At 75.2% G+C, this 17,652-nt stretch carries 15 protein-coding genes; 4 read left to right on the top strand and 11 right to left on the bottom strand.

Going from position 1 to position 17,652, the window contains the following annotated elements:
• Nucleotides 1–26 precede the first annotated feature (26 nt).
• From QWJ41_RS03890 to gatC, 5 genes are all read right to left on the bottom strand, one after another.
• Entirely contained in the window at nt 27–968 is a 942-nt protein-coding gene (locus QWJ41_RS03890; protein ID WP_302705851.1) for a hypothetical protein, read from the bottom strand.
• Nucleotides 965–2,062, bottom strand: coding sequence for a prenyltransferase/squalene oxidase repeat-containing protein (locus QWJ41_RS03885; RefSeq protein WP_302705850.1), 1,098 nt, complete (start codon nt 2,060–2,062; stop codon nt 965–967). The genes QWJ41_RS03890 and QWJ41_RS03885 overlap by 4 nt, the downstream gene beginning before the upstream one ends.
• Nucleotides 2,063–2,303: 241 nt before the next feature.
• Entirely contained in the window at nt 2,304–3,803 is a 1,500-nt protein-coding gene (gatB, locus tag QWJ41_RS03880; RefSeq protein WP_302705849.1) for an Asp-tRNA(Asn)/Glu-tRNA(Gln) amidotransferase subunit GatB, read from the bottom strand.
• Nucleotides 3,800–5,290: an Asp-tRNA(Asn)/Glu-tRNA(Gln) amidotransferase subunit GatA gene (gene gatA / locus QWJ41_RS03875; RefSeq protein ID WP_302705945.1), complete on the bottom strand. Its 1,491-nt coding sequence runs from the start codon at nt 5,288–5,290 to the stop codon at nt 3,800–3,802. The genes gatB and gatA overlap by 4 nt, the downstream gene beginning before the upstream one ends.
• A 32-nt stretch (nt 5,291–5,322) precedes the next feature.
• A complete protein-coding gene (gene gatC, locus QWJ41_RS03870) occupies nt 5,323–5,622 on the bottom strand; it encodes an Asp-tRNA(Asn)/Glu-tRNA(Gln) amidotransferase subunit GatC (protein ID WP_302705848.1) in 300 nt (99 codons plus the stop codon).
• A 138-nt stretch (nt 5,623–5,760) separates the two neighbouring features.
• Between gatC and QWJ41_RS03865 the strand changes: the two genes are divergently transcribed.
• From QWJ41_RS03865 to wrbA, 3 genes are all read left to right on the top strand, one after another.
• On the top strand, nt 5,761–7,119 hold the full coding sequence (locus tag QWJ41_RS03865; RefSeq protein ID WP_302705847.1) for a PP2C family protein-serine/threonine phosphatase: 1,359 nt from the start codon (nt 5,761–5,763) through the stop codon (nt 7,117–7,119).
• Nucleotides 7,116–8,108 (top strand): cobalamin B12-binding domain-containing protein, encoded by a 993-nt coding sequence (locus tag QWJ41_RS03860; RefSeq protein ID WP_302705846.1) that lies wholly within the window; start codon nt 7,116–7,118, stop codon nt 8,106–8,108. Before QWJ41_RS03865 ends, QWJ41_RS03860 begins: the two co-directional genes overlap by 4 nt.
• Before the next feature lie 98 nt (nt 8,109–8,206).
• On the top strand, nt 8,207–8,800 hold the full coding sequence (wrbA, locus tag QWJ41_RS03855) for an NAD(P)H:quinone oxidoreductase (protein ID WP_302705845.1): 594 nt from the start codon (nt 8,207–8,209) through the stop codon (nt 8,798–8,800).
• A 42-nt stretch (nt 8,801–8,842) separates the two neighbouring features.
• Here the strand turns inward: wrbA and ligA are convergent, their stop codons facing one another.
• Nucleotides 8,843–10,939: an NAD-dependent DNA ligase LigA gene (ligA, locus tag QWJ41_RS03850; RefSeq protein ID WP_302705844.1), complete on the bottom strand. Its 2,097-nt coding sequence runs from the start codon at nt 10,937–10,939 to the stop codon at nt 8,843–8,845.
• A gap of 223 nt (nt 10,940–11,162) precedes the next feature.
• On the opposite strand from ligA, the gene QWJ41_RS03845 reads away from it, so the two are divergent.
• Nucleotides 11,163–12,143 (top strand): hypothetical protein, encoded by a 981-nt coding sequence (locus tag QWJ41_RS03845; RefSeq protein ID WP_302705843.1) that lies wholly within the window; start codon nt 11,163–11,165, stop codon nt 12,141–12,143.
• 90 nt (nt 12,144–12,233) lie between these two features.
• Here QWJ41_RS03845 and QWJ41_RS03840 read toward each other — a convergent pair whose 3' ends face one another.
• From QWJ41_RS03840 to proB, 5 genes are read right to left on the bottom strand one after another with little or no spacing between them, the layout of a single operon-like run.
• Complete coding sequence (locus tag QWJ41_RS03840) at nt 12,234–13,247, bottom strand: uroporphyrinogen decarboxylase/cobalamine-independent methonine synthase family protein (RefSeq protein WP_302705842.1); 1,014 nt, start codon at nt 13,245–13,247, stop codon at nt 12,234–12,236.
• Nucleotides 13,244–14,347: a tRNA 2-thiouridine(34) synthase MnmA gene (gene mnmA, locus QWJ41_RS03835; RefSeq protein ID WP_302705841.1), complete on the bottom strand. Its 1,104-nt coding sequence runs from the start codon at nt 14,345–14,347 to the stop codon at nt 13,244–13,246. Before mnmA ends, QWJ41_RS03840 begins: the two co-directional genes overlap by 4 nt.
• The gene (locus tag QWJ41_RS03830; protein ID WP_302705840.1) at nt 14,347–15,531 is read right to left on the bottom strand and encodes a cysteine desulfurase family protein; all 1,185 of its coding nucleotides are present in this window, start codon (nt 15,529–15,531) and stop codon (nt 14,347–14,349) included. Before QWJ41_RS03830 ends, mnmA begins: the two co-directional genes overlap by 1 nt.
• Nucleotides 15,528–16,529 (bottom strand): endonuclease/exonuclease/phosphatase family protein, encoded by a 1,002-nt coding sequence (locus QWJ41_RS03825; protein WP_302705839.1) that lies wholly within the window; start codon nt 16,527–16,529, stop codon nt 15,528–15,530. Before QWJ41_RS03825 ends, QWJ41_RS03830 begins: the two co-directional genes overlap by 4 nt.
• A gap of 1 nt (nt 16,530) precedes the next feature.
• Nucleotides 16,531–17,646 carry a glutamate 5-kinase gene (gene proB / locus QWJ41_RS03820; RefSeq protein ID WP_302705838.1) on the bottom strand — a complete coding sequence of 372 codons (1,116 nt, stop codon included), beginning with the start codon at nt 17,644–17,646 and terminating at the stop codon, nt 16,531–16,533.
• Nucleotides 17,647–17,652: the final 6 nt, after the last annotated feature.

Below are 17,652 nucleotides of genomic sequence, written 5' to 3'. Positions count from 1 at the left end.
CGGGGCCCGACGGCGGCATGCGTCCCTCAGCCCCTGCGGCGACGGCGTACGACGGCCAGGCCGGCCAGGCCCGCGGCCAGCAGGCCCAGCACCGCCGGCGCGACCCAGACGGGCAGCCCCGCCGGGTCGTCGACGGGCGCCGTGGTCGGCTCGGTGCCGTCGAGGTCGACGACGGTGTCCTGCTCCTCGGCCTCGGCGTCCTGATCGGTCTCGGCGTCCTCGTCGGCCTGATCGGCCTTCTCCTGCTTCTGCGACTTCCGGCGGTCCTTCTGGGCCTTCTCGGCCTCGTCGGCCCGCTCCTGCTGCTGGTCGGACCCGTCCGCCGGCTCCTCCCCGGCCGCGGCCCCGGCGCTGGCCGAGCCCGCGGTGGGGGCCGGCGCGGTCGGGGACGTGCCGCCGCCCTGGGCGCCCTGGCCGCTCTGGCTGCCCTGGCCGCCCTGGCTGCCCTGGCTGCCCTGGCTGGGGCTCGGGCTGGCGGCCGGCGCCTTCGGCGGGGCGGTGCCGGGCTCGACCTGACCGGACTGGTCGTCCCAGGCGAAGCCGACCGACCCGCCCTCGGGGATCTCCAGCTGGTCGACGCCGAGGCTGGCATAGCTCCAGGAGCCCGACGAGCCGTCGGACCACCACAGCGCCCAGTAGGCGTCGGACGGCGAGGCGTTGACGCACGGGTCGCTCGCCGGCACCTGCTGCACGCGGCACACGAAGCCCGGCTGGTTGCGCGCCCGGGTCAGCTCGACCCCGGCGGCGCCCAGGATGGTGGCTGCACTGCTGCCGCCCTTGCCGGTGACGCACCCGGTCTGCTGTCCCCCGCCGAGATCCTTGAAGTCGACGACGACCGAGACACCCGCCCCGCTGCAGGTGGCAGCGGTGGCGGCGGGCGCGACGGCCACGAGCCCCGCCGTCGTCGCGCCCAGCGCGACGACGGCGGAGCCCAGGACTGACATGGTGCGGGAGGGGCGCAGGCTCACGCCTTGCACTCGACCTTGCGGAGGTTCTCCAGCGCCGGCGCGGCCTGGGCGGTGGCCCGGTGCCACTGGTCGCGGGTCTGCTCGGTGATGCCCTCCTTCTTGCCGGTCAGGAAGGCGGCGCGGTCATAGGCGATCGCGCCCTTCTCGACACCCAGCGCCTTGTCGCGGGCGCCGGCCTGCTGCTTCTTGACCCACCGGGCGGCCTGCTGCGCCTTGCCGCACATGCCGGCCTCGCCGAGCGCCCACCCGGCCAGGCCGGTGCTGTTGGAGTTCACCCCGGCGTCGGCACCGCCGCCGAAGGCGCCGCCGTCGCTCTGCTGGGCGACCAGCCACGCGGTGGCGTCGTCGACAGCGGCGACCACCTCGGCCGAGGGGTCGTCGATCTCGAGCAGGTTGAGCACCACCAGGGCGGTGACGTCGGCGCCCTGGTCGGGGTCACCGGGGGCGGCGTCGCAGCCCTGGTCGGGCGCGGCGGCGGGGCTGAAGGAGAGGCGGAAGTAGCCCGCCTCGCACTGCTGCTGCAGCAGGTACGACGTCACCGGCGCGGCCTGCTCGGAGCCGACGGCCTCGAGCGCCTGGGCTGCGAAGGCCTGGCCGATGGTGTTGGCGTAGTCGCCGAAGGAGGAGCGGTCCTGCAGGCGGCCCGTGGTCGGAGCCTCGGTGGAGACCAGGCCCTCGAGGCGCTCCACCAGGTCGACACCGCCGACGTCGACCGGGTCGCCGCCGGTGCGGGTGACGAAGGAGGCCAGCTTGGCCGTGGCGCCGGCGTACACGTCGTCGGAGCCGAAGTCGGCGCCGGTGGTGTAGCTGTCGACGGCCTCGGCCATGGCCGCGGAGATCTTCGAGACCTTGCGGGCCTTGAGACCCTGCGCGCGCAGGGCGAGGCCGGTGTCGATGCTCAGGCCGTAGTCGTTGAACTCGTACTGCTCGTTGACGGCGACGCCGCCGTCGAGCTGGCCGGCCAGCCAGCCGGCCGCGGCCTGCTGCTTGTCGGCCGGGCCGGCGACGGCCGGCGTGGCGGTGGCCACGACGGCCAGGGTGGTGGCGGCGGCGCCGGCGACGAGCGCCGCACCGCGGGTGAGCGGGTGCTTCACGGGGTTCCTCTCCGCTGCGGGCAGCGGCGACGACCCCGCGCGGCGGGGGCGACACCGCTGCGGTCCTCGACAGCGTGTGATCGGTACGCGCCACGTGGGTGCTCCGGCTCACCGCCCTGCGGGCGGTCTACGGTTGCGGGTCAGCGCCGGACTTCGACCGGCTTCCCCCTGCGTGGGCGTGCATGTGTAGTTGGTGAGCGGAGCGTACCGCCGCCGGGGACCGGCGGCGGCACCGCGTCCGTCAGGCGAGCTTCTCGAGCACCAGCTCGCGCACGCGGGCGGCGTCGGCCTGCCCGCGCATCTGCTTCATCACCGCGCCGATGAGCGCACCCGCGGCGGCGTGCTTGCCGTCGCGGATCTTGTCGGCCACGTCGGGGTTGGCCGCGATGGCCTCGTCGACGGCGGCGTTGAGCGCCCCCTCGTCGGAGACGATGGCCAGCCCGCGGGAGGCCACGATCTCGTCGGGCGTGCCCTCGCCGGCCAGCAGCCCGTCGAAGACCTGGCGCGCGAGCTTGTCGTTGAGCGAGCCCTCGTCGACCAGTGCCTGCACCCGGGCCACGTCGAGCGGGGTGACGCCGAGGTCGGCGATGTCGGTGCCGGAGTCGTTGGCGCGGCGCGCCATCTCGCCCAGCCACCACTTGCGCGCGGCCTGCGGCGGGCAGCCGGCGGCCACGGTGGCCTCGACGAGCCCGAAGGCGCCGGCGCCGACCGTGTCGCGCATCTCCATGTCGGAGAAGCCCCAGTCGGCCTGCAGCCGGGCACGCTTCTGCGTCGGGTTCTCGGGCAGCGTGGCCCGCAGCTCCTCGACCCACTCGCGCGTCGGCGCGACCGGCACGAGGTCGGGCTCGGGGAAGTAGCGGTAGTCGTCGGCGTCGGACTTCTCGCGGCCGCTGGTGGTCACGCCGGTGTCCTCGTGCCAGTGCCGGGTCTCCTGCAGGATCGAGCCGCCGGAGCCCAGGATGCCGGCGTGGCGCTGCATCTCGTAGCGCACCGCGCGCTCCACGGAGCGGAAGGAGTTGACGTTCTTGGTTTCGGTGCGGGTGCCGAGCACCCCGCTGCCCTTGGGGGCCAGCGACAGGTTGACGTCGGCGCGCAGGTTGCCCTGGTCCATCCGGGCCTCGGAGACCCCGAGCGCGACGATCAGCTCGCGCAGCTGCTGCACGTAGGCGCGCGCCACCGCCGGCGCCTTCTCCCCCATGCCCGTGATCGGCTTGGTGACGATCTCGATCAGGGGGATGCCGGCGCGGTTGTAGTCGACCAGCGAGTAGTCGGCGCCGTGGATGCGCCCGGTGGAGCCGCCGACGTGCAGCGACTTGCCGGTGTCCTCCTCCATGTGGGCGCGCTCGATCTCGACCCGGAAGGTCTCGCCGTCGACCTCGACGTCCATGAAGCCCTCGAACGCGATCGGCTCGTCGTACTGGCTGGTCTGGAAGTTCTTCGGCATGTCGGGGTAGAAGTAGTTCTTGCGCGCGAAGCGGCACCACTCGGCGATCTCGCAGTTCAGGGCGAGGCCGATGCGGATCGCCGACTCGACCGCGACCCGGTTGACCGCGGGCATCGCGCCCGGCAGGCCCAGGCAGGTCGGGCAGACCTGGGTGTTCGGCTCGGCGCCGAAGCCGGTCGGGCAGCCGCAGAACATCTTGGTCGCGGTGCTGAGCTCGACGTGCACCTCGAGACCCAGCGCGGGGTCGTAGGCGGCGAGCACGTCGTCGAAGGGCACGAGGGTCTCGGTGGCGCTCATCGGGCCGCTCCTTCCAGGGTGGGGGCCTTGTCGAGCAGCGGGCCGCCCCACTGCTTCTCGAGCGCGGCCTCGAGCGCGGCGCCGACTCGGTAGAGCCGGTCGTCGGCGAGCGCCGGCGCGAGCACCTGGAAGCCGGTGGGCAGGCCGTCCTCGTCGGCCAGCCCGCTGGGCACCGAGATGCCCGGCACGCCGGCGAGGTTGGCGGGGATCGTCGCGAGGTCGTTGAGGTACATCGCGAGCGGGTCGTCGAGCTTCTCGCCGAGCTTGAAGGCGGTGGTCGGCGAGGTCGGGCTGACCAGCACGTCGACCTTCTCGAAGGCGGCCTCGAAGTCGCGCGAGATCAGCGTGCGCACGCGCTGGGCGGTGCCGTAGTAGGCGTCGTAGTAGCCGCTCGAGAGCGCGTAGGTGCCCAGGATGATGCGGCGCTTGACCTCGTCGCCGAAGCCGGCGTCGCGGGTCGCGCGCATGACCTCCTCGGCCGAGGGCGACTCGACGCCCTCGGGCAGCACCCGCAGGCCGTAGCGCATCGCGTCGAACTTCGCGAGGTTGGAGGACGCCTCGCAGGGCATCACGAGGTAGTAGGTGGCCAGCGCGTGCACGAAGTTCGGGCACGAGACCTCGACGACCTCGGCGCCCGCCTGCACCAGCAGCTCGACCGACTCGTTGAAGCGGGCCAGCACGCCCGGCTGGTAGCCCTCGCCCGACAGCTCGGTGACCACACCGACCTTGAGGCCGCTCAGGTCGCCGGCCGCGCCCTGGCGGGCCGCCTCGACCAGCGGCGGCAGCGGCTGGTCGACCGAGGTGGAGTCGAGGGGGTCGTGGCCGCCGATGATCTCGTGCAGCAGCGCCGCGTCGAGCACGGTGCGGGTGACCGGGCCGACCTGGTCGAGGGAGTTGGCCATCGCGACCAGCCCGTAGCGCGAGACCCCGCCGTACGTCGGCTTGACGCCCACGGTGCCGGTGACGGCGCCGGGCTGGCGGATCGAGCCGCCGGTGTCGGTGCCCAGGGCCAGCGGCGCCTGGAAGGAGGCCACGGCCGCGGCCGAGCCGCCGCCCGAGCCGCCGGGGATGCGCTCGAGGTCCCACGGGTTGTGCGTGGGGCCGTAGGCCGAGTGCTCGGTGGAGGAGCCCATCGCGAACTCGTCCATGTTGGTCTTGCCCAGGATCGGCAGGCCGGCGGCCTTGAGGCGGGTGACCACCGTGGCGTCGTACGGCGGCAGCCAGCCCTCGAGGATCTTGGAGCCGCAGGTGGTCGGCAGGCCGGTGGTGGCCAGCACGTCCTTGACCGCGACGGGCACGCCGTCGAGGGCGGAGGCGGGGGTGCCGGCGGCGCGGCGGGCGTCGGACTCGGCGGCCTGTGCCAGCGCGCCCTCGGCGTCGACGTGGAGGTAGGCGTGCACGAGGCCGTCGACGGCGGCGATGGCGTCGAGCGCGGCGCGGGTGAGCTCGACCGAGGTCGTCTCACCGGCCGCCAGGGCGCGCGCCATCTCGTCGGCGCTGGCGCGGGTCAGGTCGATGCTCACTGCTCGTCCCCCAGGATCCGCGGCACCATGAAGCGCTGCTCCTCCGAGGCCGGGGCCCCGGCGAGGGCCTCCTCGGCGCTCAGTCCGGGCCTGACGACGTCCTCGCGGAAGACGTTGGTCAGGGGCAGCGGGTGCGAGGTGGGCGGCACGTCGGCGCCGGCCACCTCGCTGATCGAGGCGACCGACTCGAGGATGACCGACAGCTGGGGTGCCAGGTGGTCGAGCTCGTCGTCGGACAGGTCGATCCGGGCCAGGTTCGCCAGGTGGGCGACCTCGTCTCGGGTGATCTCGGGCATGGGCGCCATCCTAGGAGGCGCCGTGGCGGCCACCCGACCGGGTGGGTCGGCCCGGGAAGCCCCACTTCTGGGGATCCTTCTTTAGGCTGGCCCCGGCAGCACCTTGGCTGGAGACCTGGCACCGCACCTGGAGGCACGATGACGGCGACGACGCGCGAGCGCCCGGCGCGGCTGCTGGCCGACTCCCGCTCCGCCGAGCCGCGTGCCCGCCTGGCCCAGGCGGTCAGCCGGGCCGACTTCCTGCTGCGTCTCTCGCGCAACGTCTCGGCCGTGCAGAACCCCGACCGCGGCCTGGAGGCGCTGGTCGAGCTGCTGCTCGACGAGGTCGTCGACGTGGCGCAGGTCGTGGTCCGCTCCGGGGCCCACCACCTCGTCTGCAGCGGCACCCACGTCGACGAGCCGACGACGCTGCGCCGGCCCCTGGCCGACCCGCTGCCGCGCGACGCCGCGGCGACGATGGAGACCGGGCTGGGCGCCGAGGTCGTGCTCCCGCGCACTGGCCCCGCGCGACGTGAGGCGCTGCGCTCGGTGGTCGTCGACGACGACCTCGCCGCCCGTCTCGAGCTCAGCGAGGTCGAGCTGCTGGCCGTGCTGCCGCTGGTCGCCCGCGGTCGCACGCTGGGCTCGCTGGTCGTGGGCCGCGACCGGGGCAGCGACTTCTCCGGCTCGCAGGCCTTCCTGGCCGACCTGACCGAGCGGATCGGGGTCGGGCTCGACGCCACCCTGCTGGTCGCCGAGAGCCGCTACGTCGCCGACGTGCTGCGCCGCTCGCTGGCCCCGGGCCGGGTGCCCGAGGTCCCCGGCCTGCAGATCGCCACCCACGTGCGCGTGGCTCACGAGTCCCAGGCCGTCGGCGGCGACTTCTTCGACGTGCTCCACGACCCCGAGCGCCCCGACGACCTGGTGCTGCTGTGCGGCGACGTGACCGGCAAGGGCGTCGAGGCCGCGGTGCACGCGCGGCGCATCCGCAACGCCGTGCGCACCACCTCCTTGGTGCACGACTCCCCCGGCGCCGTCCTCGCGCTGACCAACCGGGTGCTGGTGCTCGAGGCCGACCAGGACGACGAGTTCAGCGAGCGGCTCGCCACCGCGGTGTGCGGACGGCTCAGCCGCGACGGCGACGAGCTGGGCGTGACCCTGGCCGGGGCCGGACACCCCGACGCGCTCCTGCTGCGCGCCGGCGGCGAGGTCGAGGCGCTGCCCGGCGGGGGTGTGGCACTGGGCCTGATGCCGGGCGCCGAGTTCCCCGAGACCACCGCCTCGATGGGGCCGGGCGACACGCTGGTCCTCTACACCGACGGCGTCACCGAGGCCCGCGGCGCTGACGACCTCTTCGGCCAGGACCGTCTCGAGGCCGTGCTGGCCACGGTCGCCGGGATGCCCGCGGCCGCGGTCGTGGAGGCGGTGGCACTGGCCGTCTCCGACCACCTGGGCGACCGGGCCCACGACGACATCGCCCTCGTGGTGCTGCACCGCGAGCCGGCGGACCGCGCGTGAGCGCGTCCGTCACCGACAGCGCAGCGCCGCACCGCGACGACTACTGGGCCGCCGTGTCCGCCGGCGACGCCGCGCGCGCCCATGCGGTGGCCGCCGGCGCCCTGGCCGACGGCACCGACGTCGAGACCTTCCTGCAGGAGGTGGTCGTCGAGGCGCAGCGACGCGTCGGCGAGCTGTGGGCGACCAACGACTGGAGCGTGGCCCAGGAGCACGCGGCGACCGCCGTTTCCGAGGCCGTGGTCGGCCGGCTCGCCGACACCCTGCCCGTCGGGTCCGGGCCGCTGCTGCTGGTCGGCTGCGCCGAGCGCGAGTGGCACGCGATGCCCGCACTGGTGCTGACCACGACCCTGCGCGCCCGTGGGCTCGACGCCGTCTACACCGGCGCCTCCACCTCGCGCGACGAGCTCGTCTCCGCCATCCTCGACCGCGGCCCTCGCGCCGTGCTGCTCAGCGCCTCGCTGTCCTCGTCGCTGCCCCGGCTGCGCCGCCAGGTCGAGGCGGTGCGCGGCACCGGCACGCCCGTGGTCGTCGGCGGGCGCGCGTTCACCCACGGTGGGCGGTGGCGCACGCTCGGCGCAACGGCGTACGCCGCGTCGCCGGCCCACGCGGTGCAGGTGCTGGCCGACCTGCCGCGCCACGTCGGTGCGGCCGCCCCGCTGACCCATCCCGGCGCCGCTGAGTCGCGCACCGTGCAGGCCGGCGCCGACCGGGTCGTGCGCGACGTGCTGGCCGCCCTCGACCTGGGCAACCTGGCGCTCCCGCCCGACGACTGGCGGGTGGTGCTGGCCACGCACACCTCGCACGTGGTCGACTCGGTGGCCAGCGCCCTGCTCTGCGACGACGCCTCGGTGCTCGTGGAGGCCCGCACGTGGCTGGGCGAGGTCGTGACCGGCCGTGGCGGCGACCCGGCCGCGGTGGACCGCCTCTGGGAGGCGCTGGCCCACGAGCTGCGCGACTTCCCGGCCGCGCTCGCGATGCTGCGGGCCTGACCCCGGTGAGGACCCGCCCACCCGTGCGGGTGGGCGGAGGCGACCTACCGTCGAAGTTGAAGAGTGAATCATTCCTCGACCTCACCGGGAGTCTCCGCATGACCAAGATCGCGATCGTCTACTACTCCTCCTACGGCAGCGTGCACGCCCTCGCCGAGCGCGCCGCCCAGACCGCCGAGAAGGCCGGCGCCGAGGTGCGGCTGCGCCACGTCGCCGAGACCGCGCCCGAGGAGGTCTGGTCCTCCGTCGAGGGCTGGGCCGCGCACCGCGCCGAGGTCGCGGACCGCCCGGTCGCCGAGCCGGCCGACCTGGAGTGGGCCGACGTCGTGCTGCTCGGCTCCGGCACCCGCTACGGCAGCGTGACCAGCCAGCTGCAGTCCTTCATCGACACCCTCGGCCCGCTGTGGGCGGAGGGCAAGCTGGCCGACAAGGTCTACGCAGGCTTCACCGCGAGCCAGACCGCCCACGGCGGCCAGGAGACCACGCTGCTCTCGATGCTGACCACCTTCGTGCACCTCGGCGGCATCATCGTGCCCCCGGGCTACACCGACCCGGTCAAGTTCACCGACGGCAACCCCTACGGCGTCGGCAAGGTCACCGGGGCCTCCTCCGAGCTCACCGACGACGACCACGCGGCGATGGACCACCTCGTCGAGCGGGTGCTCAGCGTCGGCGCCAAGCTGGCCGCCTGAGCCGCCGGTCCTCCCGGAGGCCGCTCAGGCCGCTCAGGCCGCTCAGGCCTCCGGGGGACCCTGCTCGAGCAGCGCCTTGAACCCGTCCTCGTCGAGGACCGGCACCCCCAGCTGCTCGGCCTTGTCCGCCTTCGAGCCGGCGTTGTCGCCGACCACGACGAAGTCGGTCTTCTTCGAGACCGACCCCGCGGCCTTCCCGCCGCGCAGCAGCACCGCCTCCTTCGCCGAGTCGCGGCTGAAGTCGACCAGCGAGCCGGTCACCACGATGGTCAGGCCCTCGAGGGTGCGCGGCACCGACTCGTCACGCTCGTCGGCCATGCTCACGCCGGCCGCCTCCCATGCCTCCACGATGCGCCGGTGCCAGGCGACGTCGAACCACTCGATGACGGCGCTCGCGATGGTCGGGCCCACGCCCTCGGCGGCGGCGAGCTCCTCCTCCCCCGCCTCGCGGATCCGCTGCATCGACCCGAACTCCTGGGCCAGCGCGCGGGCCGCCGTCGGCCCGACGTGGCGGATCGACAGCGCCACCAGCACCCGCCACAGCGGCACCTGCTTGGCCCGGTCGAGGTGGTCGAGGAGCCGCTGGCCGTTGGCCGAGAGCACCCGGCCGTCGGTGGCCCGGTCGGTCTCGGTGCGCTTGGCGGCGCGGGTGAAGAGCTCGGTGCGCAGCAGGTCCTGCTCGGTGAGGGCGAAGACGTCGCCCTCGTTGGTGATCACGCCCGCGTCGAGCAGCGCCGAGGCCGCCTCGTAGCCCAGCCCCTCGATGTCGAAGGCCCCGCGCCCCGCGACGTGGAAGACCCGCTCGCGCACCTGGGCGGGGCACTGCTCGTGGTTGGGACAGCGCAGGTCCTTGTCGCCCTCCTTCTGCTCGGCGAGCTCGGTGCCGCAGGCGGGGCAGTGCGTCGGCATCACCCAGGGCTCCAGGCCTTCGGGCCGCAGCGCCAGCACCGGGCCGAGGATCTCGGGGATCACGTCGCCGGCCTTGCGCAGGATCACGGTGTCGCCGGGGCGCACGTCCTTGCGGCGCACCTCGTGGGCGTTGTGCAGGGTGGCGTTCTCGACGGTCGAGCCGGCCACCCGGGTGGGCACCATGACGCCGTACGGCGTGACGCGCCCGGTGCGCCCGACGTTGACGCGGATGTCGAGCAGCTCGGCGTTGACCTCCTCGGGCGGGTACTTGAAGGCGATCGCCCAGCGCGGCGCGCGGCTGGTGGAGCCCAGGCGGCGCTGGTCGCTGACCGCGTCGACCTTGACCACCACGCCGTCGATCTCGTGCTCGACGGCGTGGCGGTGCTCGCCGTGGTGGGCGATGAGCTCCTCGACCTCCGCGAGGGTGGACAGCACCGTGGCGCGCTCGCTGGTGGGCAGCCCCCACGCCTGCAGCGCGCGGTAGGCCTCGGACTGCGAGAGCGGCTCGAAGCCGCGGCGCGCACCGACGCCGTGGCAGACCATGCCCAGCGCGCGGGTGGCGGTGACCCGGGGGTCCTTCTGGCGCAACGAGCCGGCCGCGGCGTTGCGCGGGTTGGCGAAGACCGGCTTGCCGGCCTCGGTCATCGCCTCGTTGAGCCGCTCGAAGGCAGCCACCGGCAGGAACACCTCGCCGCGCACCTCGACCAGCTCGGGCACCGGGAAGTCGTCGGTGCCGGTGAGGCGGTGCGGGATGGTGTCGATCGTCTTCACGTTGGGCGTCACGTCCTCGCCCGTGCGGCCGTCGCCGCGGGTCAGCGCCCGCACCAGCCGGCCCTGCTCGTAGAGCAGGTTGATGGCCAGCCCGTCGACCTTCAGCTCGCACAGCAGCGCCGGGTCGTCGACGCCGTCGCGGCGCAGCCGGTCGTGCCAGGCCTGCAGCTCCTCGAAGGAGAAGGCGTTGTCGAGGCTCTGCATCGGCTCGAGGTGGTCGACCGCGGTGAACAGCGTCGACACCGCTCCCCCGACCTGCTGGGTCGGCGAGTCGGGGGTGCGCAGCTCGGGGTAGGCCTCCTCGAGCTCCTCCAGCCGCCGCATCCGGGCGTCGAAGTCGGCGTCGTCGATCGTCGGGCTGTCCAGCACGTAGTAGCGCCAGCGCGCGTCGTTGATCTCCTCCGCCAGGCGGCGGTGCTCCTCGCGGGCCTCGTCTCCGGGCGGGGTGGGGTCGCTCATGGGGACATCTTGCCCGGTGCCGCGGACACCCTCGGGGTGCGGCTGGGGCGTGCGGTTTCCCCGGGTACCCGGGGAAGCCGATCCAGTGACCCGCCAGGCACCCCGGGGCGCTCCTCCGGGGTGCCGGGGCGGTCACTCGACCCCAGCCCTGCCCACCTGCGGGGTTCTCCACAGGCCGCCGTGCCCCTGGTTGGGGCTCCAGCCCGGCGGGCAGGCCCAGCAGGTGCCTGCCGACTTCACCCTCCAGCTCCCGGTCCCCTGTGACCTGGTCGTGCCACGACCGGTCGACCCCCGTGGTCGGCAGGGCCCGACCCGGGGACAGGCCCGCGGGTCGCAGTGGCGACGCTGCGCCCCCGGCCTCTACGTGCCGGCCGCGACCGCGACGACGGTGGAGCAGCGGGTCCTGGAGCAGTCCGCGCGCCTCGGGACAGGAGCCGTGACCGGGTGGGCGGCGCTGCGCTGGTGGGGCGCCGCGTTCTTCGACGGCCTGGCGCCCGACGGGCGTACGCCGCTGCCGGTGCCGCTGCTCGCGGGCACCGACCGGCTGCGTCCCGGGGCGGGCGTGGTGGTGCAGCGCGCGCGGGTCGCGCCCGCCGACGTGGTGCTGCGCGGCGGCGTACGCGTGGTGGGAGCGCAGCGTGCCCTGCTCGACGAGGCCCGGCGCCACGTCCCCGCGCCCGGGACCGGTCTCGAGGCGTGGGAGGAGGCGCTCGACGAGGCGGCGGTCTCGCTGAGCATGGCCTTCGGTGCCCGGGTCTGCTCGGCCGCCGGGCTGCGCGACTGGCTCGGGCCGCGGCGCGGGGTGCGGCACAAGGGCTTCGTGCTGGCGGCGCTGGCCCGCAGCGTCGACGACGCCCGCTCGCCCATGGAGGTGCGGCTGCTGCGCCGCTGGCTGCGCGAGAGCGAGCTGCCGGAGCCGCTGCGCAACCCCGTGGTCCGCGACCTCGACGGGGCGTTCGTCGGCATGCCCGACCTGCTCGACGTGGAGCTGGGCCTGGTGGGCGAGTTCGACGGCGAGGTGCACCGCAGCCGGGCCAGGCACACCGCCGACGCGCGTCGGCACGCGGCGTTCCGGGGCGTGGGCCTGGAGTACGTCGAGTTCGTGGGCGCCGACCTGCGCACCCCGGGCCTGGTGGGGCGCCGGCTGCGGGAGGCAGCCAGTCGGTGCCGGCCCGAGCTGCACCGGTTCGTGGTGGTCCAGTGACCCACCTGGCACCTCCGGAGCCCCTCCGACGACCCTGGGGGGTCACTCGTCCGGGTTCCCCGGGTACCCGGGGAAACCGCACGGGCCGGGCTACCCCAGGTTCGCCAGGTTGTCGGCGACGGTGCGGCTCAGCGCCAGCGCCCGCCGCGACCAGTCGTACGACGCCCCGGCCAGGCCGCAGGTCGGCGAGACGCCGAGGCGGCCCGAGGTGGGGTCGAGGCCGAGCATGTCGAGCCAGCGCACGATGCGCTGAGTCAGGGCGGTGTCGCTGACGGCCCCCTGGGGGTCGGTGCTCGGGACCAGCCCCAGGACGACCACGTCACCGGCCTCGAGCGCCTCGGCGAGCACGTCGTGGTCGGCGGCGGCCAGCCGGTCGACGTCGACCAGGAGCCCGCGGGCGCCGGCGCCGCGCAGCAGGGCCAGCGGGGTGCCGGCCGAGCACGAGTGCACCCAGGGCTCCGCGCCCTCGGCGACGACGGCACCGATGACCGTCTCGAGCAGCGCGGAGGCCTCGGGCGGGTGCACGGCACGGTGCCGCCCGAAGCCCGACGCGGTCGGCACCGCCGCGGCCAGCACCGAGGCCAGCGCCGGCTCGTCGAGCTGGACGACCAGGGAGGCCGCCGCCGGCATCCGGCGGCGCACGTCGCGCACGTGGTCGCGCAGGCCCTCGGCCAGCGCCTCCGCGAGGTCGCGTCGCGCCCCGTGGTCGCCGAGCACGAGGTCGCCGCGCGGCTTCTCCACGGTGGCCGCCAGCGTCCAGGGACCGGCGACCTGCAGCTTCACGACACCGGCGTACCCCTGGCCGAGCTCCTCGAGCGCGTCGAGGTCCTGGCCGAGCAGGCTGCGGGTGCGGCGGTGGTCGAGGCCGGGGCTGCCCGAGCCGCCGGTGAGCCGCCACCCGGCGGGCTGCAGATCGACGTCGAGCCCCGCGACGACGGCCAGGGTGCGCCCGGTCATGGTGGCGGCGGGGCCGCGGCCCGGCTGCTCGGGCACGGCCGCGAGGTCGGGCAGCTGGTCGAGCACGACCTTGACCGCCTCGCGGTAGCCCGCACCCGTCGTCTCGTCGCCGGGCATCGACCCGATCGCGGTCGCCAGCACACTCATGACTCTCCCCCGGTCTCGCTGATGGTGGCCGAGCCGACGACCCGGCTGCCGTCGTAGACGACGACCGCCTGCCCCGGCGCGATGCCGTACGCCGGCTCGTCCAGCTCGACGTCGACGCCCTCGCCGCCGACGACCACCCGCGCGGGCAGCTCGGCCCCGTGGGCGCGCAGCTGCACGCTCACCTCGGGGCCGTCGAGACGGGTGGGGCGGGTGCCGCACCAGCGCGGCCGGATGCCGCGCAGCCGGTGCACGGCCAGCCGCTCGCGCGGGCCGACCCGCACGGTGCCGGTGACCGGCTCGATGTCGAGCACGAAGCGCGGCTTGCCGTCGGGCGCCGGCCGGCCGATCCGCAGACCCTTGCGCTGGCCGATGGTGAAGCCGTAGGTGCCCTCGTGGCGCCCGAGCTCCTCACCGGTGGCGTCGTCGACCACGGCGCCGCCGTGGTTGGGGGCCCGGTCGCCGAGCTTCTCGCGCAGCCAGCCGGCGTTGTCGCCGTCGGCGACGAAGCAGATGTCGTGGCTGTCGGGCTTGTCGGCCACCAGCAGGCCGCGCTCGGCCGCCTCGGCGCGCACGTCGGTCTTCGTCGAGCCGCCGAGCGGGAAGAGCGAGTGCTGCAGCTGGCGCTGGTCGAGCACCCCGAGCACGTAGGACTGGTCCTTGCCGTGGTCGAGGGCGCGGTGCATCTCCACGAGCCCGTCGGCGCCGGTGCGCAGCTGCGCGTAGTGCCCGGTGACGACGGCGTCGAACCCGAGCGCGAGCGCCTTGTCGAGGACCGCGGCGAACTTGATCTTCTCGTTGCAGCGCAGGCACGGGTTGGGGGTGCGCCCGGCGGCGTACTCGTCCATGAAGTCCTCCACGACGTCCTCGTGGAAGCGCTCGGACATGTCCCAGACGTAGAACGGGATGCCGATCACGTCGGCGGCGCGGCGCGCGTCGTTGCTGTCCTCGATGGTGCAGCAGCCCCGCGCGCCCGAGCGGTACGACGCCGGGTTGCGCGAGAGCGCGAGGTGGATGCCGGTCACGTCGTGGCCGGCCTCGACGGCGCGGGCAGCGGCGACCGCGGAGTCCACGCCGCCCGACATCGCGGCCAGGACCCGCATCAGAACCGGACCCCGCGGGCCCGCTCGACGCAGGGGCCGATGGCCTCGACCACGGCCGCCACGTCGTCCTCCGTGGAGGTGTGGCCCAGCGAGAAGCGCAGCGAGCTGCGGGCCGCGGCGTCCTCGCGGCCCATCGCCAGCAGCACGTGGGAGGCCTGCGGCACGCCGGCCGAGCAGGCCGAGCCGGTGGAGCACTCGATGCCGCGGGCGTCGAGGAGCATCAGCAGCGAGTCGCCCTCGCAGCCGGGGAAGGACAGGTGCACGTTGCCGGGCAGCCGCTCGGCGTCCCAGGCGTCGGGGCCGGGGCCGTTGAGCACCGCGTCGGGCACGACCTCGCGCACCCCGGCGACCAGCCGCTCGCGCAGGCCCGCCATCCGCGCCGCGTGCTCGGCCTGGCGGGCCACGGCCAGCTCGACCGCGGCGGCGAAGCCGGCGATCGCGGGGGCGTCGAGGGTGCCGCTGCGGATGTCGCGCTCCTGGCCGCCGCCGTGCACGAGCGGGACCACCCCGACCTCGCGGCGTACGACGAGCGCGCCGGCGCCGTGGGGGCCGCCGACCTTGTGCCCGGTCACGGTCATCGCGTCGACCCCGGAGGCGGCGAAGTCGACGGGCAGCACGCCGAGGGCCTGCACGGCGTCGGTGTGCACGGGGATCGCGTGCTCGGCGGCCAGCGCCACCACGTCGGTGACCGGCTGGCGGGTGCCGACCTCGTTGTTGGCCCACATCACCGAGACCAGGGCCACGCCGGCGGGGTCCCGCTCGATGCTGGCGCGCAGGGCCGCGAGGTCGAGGCGGCCGTCGGCGTCGACGGGCAGCAGCTCGACCTCGGCGCCGTGGTGCTCGGCCAGCCAGTCGAGCGGGTCGAGGACCGCGTGGTGCTCGACCGCGGTGGTCAGGATGCGCACGCGGCGCGGGTCGGCGGCCCGGCGCGACCAGTAGATGCCCTTGACCGCGAGGTTGTCGGCCTCGGTGCCTCCCGAGGTCAGCACCACCTCGCCGGGCCGGCAGCCCAGGGCTCGCGCGATGGTCTCGCGGGACTCCTCGACGACCCGGCGGGCCCGGCGCCCGGAGGCGTGCAGCGAGGACGGGTTGGCCGCGGTGGCCAGGTGCGCGGTCATCGCCTCCAGCGCGGCGGGCACCATCGGCGTCGTCGCTGCGTGGTCGAGGTAGACGGGCGTGCTCATGACCGGCTCAGCCTACGTGCCTCGACCAGCACCTCGACCAGCAGCGCACGGTGGTCGGTGCCGTCGACGGGCAGGGTGCGCGCGGAGGCCGCGCGCAGCCCCGGCCCGGTCAGCACGTGGTCGATCTGCACCAGCGGCCCCGGCAGGCCGACGAAGAGCCCGTTGGCCGGCCAGGTGGGCTGCCAGCCGCTGTTGCTCTCCTCGACCGCGTCGCGGTAGCCGTCGTCGACCAGGCGGCGCAGCGGGGCGTGGTCGAGGGTGGCGTTGAGGTCGCCGACCACCAGGTCGGCGTCGCTCTCGCGGGCGGCCTCGCGCAGCAGGGCGTGGTCGCGCACCCAGCCGTCGGGGTCGGTGGGCGCCGAGGGGTGCACCGCGAGCAGCACCAGCCCGTCGACCTCGACCTCCCACGACTGCAGCACGGTGCCGAGCGGGCGCGGCTCCCCCAGCGGCTCGCGGGCGAAGACCATGGTGCCGACCGTGTCGGCGAAGGGGCGCTCGCCGGTGGCCGGGAAGCCGATCCGGTGCGGCAGCAGCTCGTCGAGGCCGGCACTGTCGAGCCCGGCCAGGGCCCGGCCCGTCACCTCCTGCAGCACCAGCAGGTCGACGTCGGCGTCGACGGCGGCGCGCACCACCTGGGCGGTGTCGGCGCGCCCCATCAGCAGGTTGCTGCTCATCACCACGACCCGCTCGTCGGCCGCGGCCTGGCCCGCGCCGCCGGCCGCCGGGGCCCCGGTCACCAGCGGCGCCAGCCACGAGCCGTGCAGCACCAGCGCCGCGACCACGCCCAGCGCCCCGACCCGGGGCGCCGGGCGGCGCCGAGCCACCACGAGCAGCAGCACCAGCGCGACCGTGTAGGCCACGACGGCGTACGGCGTGAACGAGACCAGGCGGATGGCCAGGCCGGCCTCCCAGGCGCCCAGCCGCAGCACGGTGAGGGTGAGGGCGGGCAGGAGGCTCGCGAGGAGCAGCACCCACCAGACGGCGCGACGCACGCTCATCTCAGAGCAGGACCAGGTCGTCGCGGTGCACGACCTCGCGCTCGTAGGCGGCGCCGAGCTCCTGCTTGAGCTCGTGGCTGGAGCGCCCCAGCAGCCGGGGCACCTCCTCGGCGTCGAAGTTCACCAGCCCGCGCGCGACCGCGGTGCCGTCGGGACCGGCCAGGTCGACGGGGTCGCCGGCCTGGAAGACCCCGCTCGCCCCGGTGACACCGGCGGCCAGCAGCGAGGCCCGCCGCTCGACCACGGCGCGCACCGCCCCCTCGTCGAGGTGCAGGGTGCCCAGCGGCTCGGTCGCGTGCGCCAGCCACAGCAGCCGCTTGGGGCGACGCTTGCCGGTGGGGTGGAACAGGGTGCCGACGGGCTCGCCGGCCACGGCCTCGGCCGCGCGGTCGGCGGCCGTGAGCACCACCGGGATGCCCGCACCGGTCGCGATGCGGGCGGCCTGCACCTTGGTCTCCATCCCGCCGGTGCCCAGGCCCGCGGCGCCGGTGCGACCGATCCGCACGCCGTCGAGGTCGTCGAGGCCGTGCACGTCGGCGAGCAGCCGGCTGCCCGGGGTGCGCGGGTCGGCGTCGTACAGGCCGTCGACGTCGGAGAGCAGCACCAGCAGGTCGGCGTGCACCAGGTGCGCCACCAGCGCGGCGAGCCGGTCGTTGTCGCCGAACCGGATCTCGGAGGTCGCGACCGTGTCGTTCTCGTTGACGATGGGCAGCACCCCCAGGTCGAGCAGCTGGGTGAAGGTCTGCGAGGCGTTGCGGTAGTGCGCGCGACGGGTGACGTCGTCGACGGTCAGCAGCACCTGTCCCGCGATCAGCCCGTGGCGGCGCAGCTCCTCGGTGTAGCGGTGCACCAGCAGCCCCTGGCCCACCGAGGCCGCGGCCTGCTGGGCGGCCAGGCCCGAGGGGCGCCGGCGCAGGCCGAGCGGCGCCAGCCCCGCGGCGATCGCGCCCGAGGAGACCAGCACGACCTCGACGCCCCGCTCGCGCGCGGCGCCGAGCACGTCGACCAGCGCCCGCAGCCGGTCGGGGTCGATCCCGCCGGCGGCGGTGGTCAGCGACGAGGAGCCCACCTTGACGACGACACGTCGGGCCCCGGTGACCTCGGGGCGCAGGCTCATCGCGAC

The organism is Nocardioides cremeus (genome assembly GCF_030518195.1).
GTDB lineage: Bacteria > Actinomycetota > Actinomycetes > Propionibacteriales > Nocardioidaceae > Nocardioides > Nocardioides cremeus.
Note: the sequence above shows the minus strand (reverse complement) of the source record. Positions and strands in the feature narration are given on the sequence as shown.

Bases quoted from the DNA above. Each gene is read 5' to 3' on its own strand.
- gatB (WP_302705849.1), bottom strand. From the start codon at position 3,803: ATGAGCGCCACCGAGACCCTCGTGCCCTTCGACGACGTGCTCGCCGCC.
- gatA (WP_302705945.1), bottom strand. From the start codon at position 5,290: ATGGCGCGCGCCCTGGCGGCCGGTGAGACGACCTCGGTCGAGCTCACC.
- gatC (WP_302705848.1), bottom strand. From the start codon at position 5,622: ATGCCCGAGATCACCCGAGACGAGGTCGCCCACCTGGCGAACCTGGCC.
- QWJ41_RS03865 (WP_302705847.1), top strand. From the start codon at position 5,761: ATGACGGCGACGACGCGCGAGCGCCCGGCGCGGCTGCTGGCCGACTCC.
- wrbA (WP_302705845.1), top strand. From the start codon at position 8,207: ATGACCAAGATCGCGATCGTCTACTACTCCTCCTACGGCAGCGTGCAC.
- ligA (WP_302705844.1), bottom strand. From the start codon at position 10,939: ATGAGCGACCCCACCCCGCCCGGAGACGAGGCCCGCGAGGAGCACCGC.
- QWJ41_RS03840 (WP_302705842.1), bottom strand. From the start codon at position 13,247: ATGAGTGTGCTGGCGACCGCGATCGGGTCGATGCCCGGCGACGAGACG.
- mnmA (WP_302705841.1), bottom strand. From the start codon at position 14,347: ATGCGGGTCCTGGCCGCGATGTCGGGCGGCGTGGACTCCGCGGTCGCC.
- QWJ41_RS03830 (WP_302705840.1), bottom strand. From the start codon at position 15,531: ATGAGCACGCCCGTCTACCTCGACCACGCAGCGACGACGCCGATGGTG.
- QWJ41_RS03825 (WP_302705839.1), bottom strand. From the start codon at position 16,529: ATGAGCGTGCGTCGCGCCGTCTGGTGGGTGCTGCTCCTCGCGAGCCTC.
- proB (WP_302705838.1), bottom strand. From the start codon at position 17,646: ATGAGCCTGCGCCCCGAGGTCACCGGGGCCCGACGTGTCGTCGTCAAG.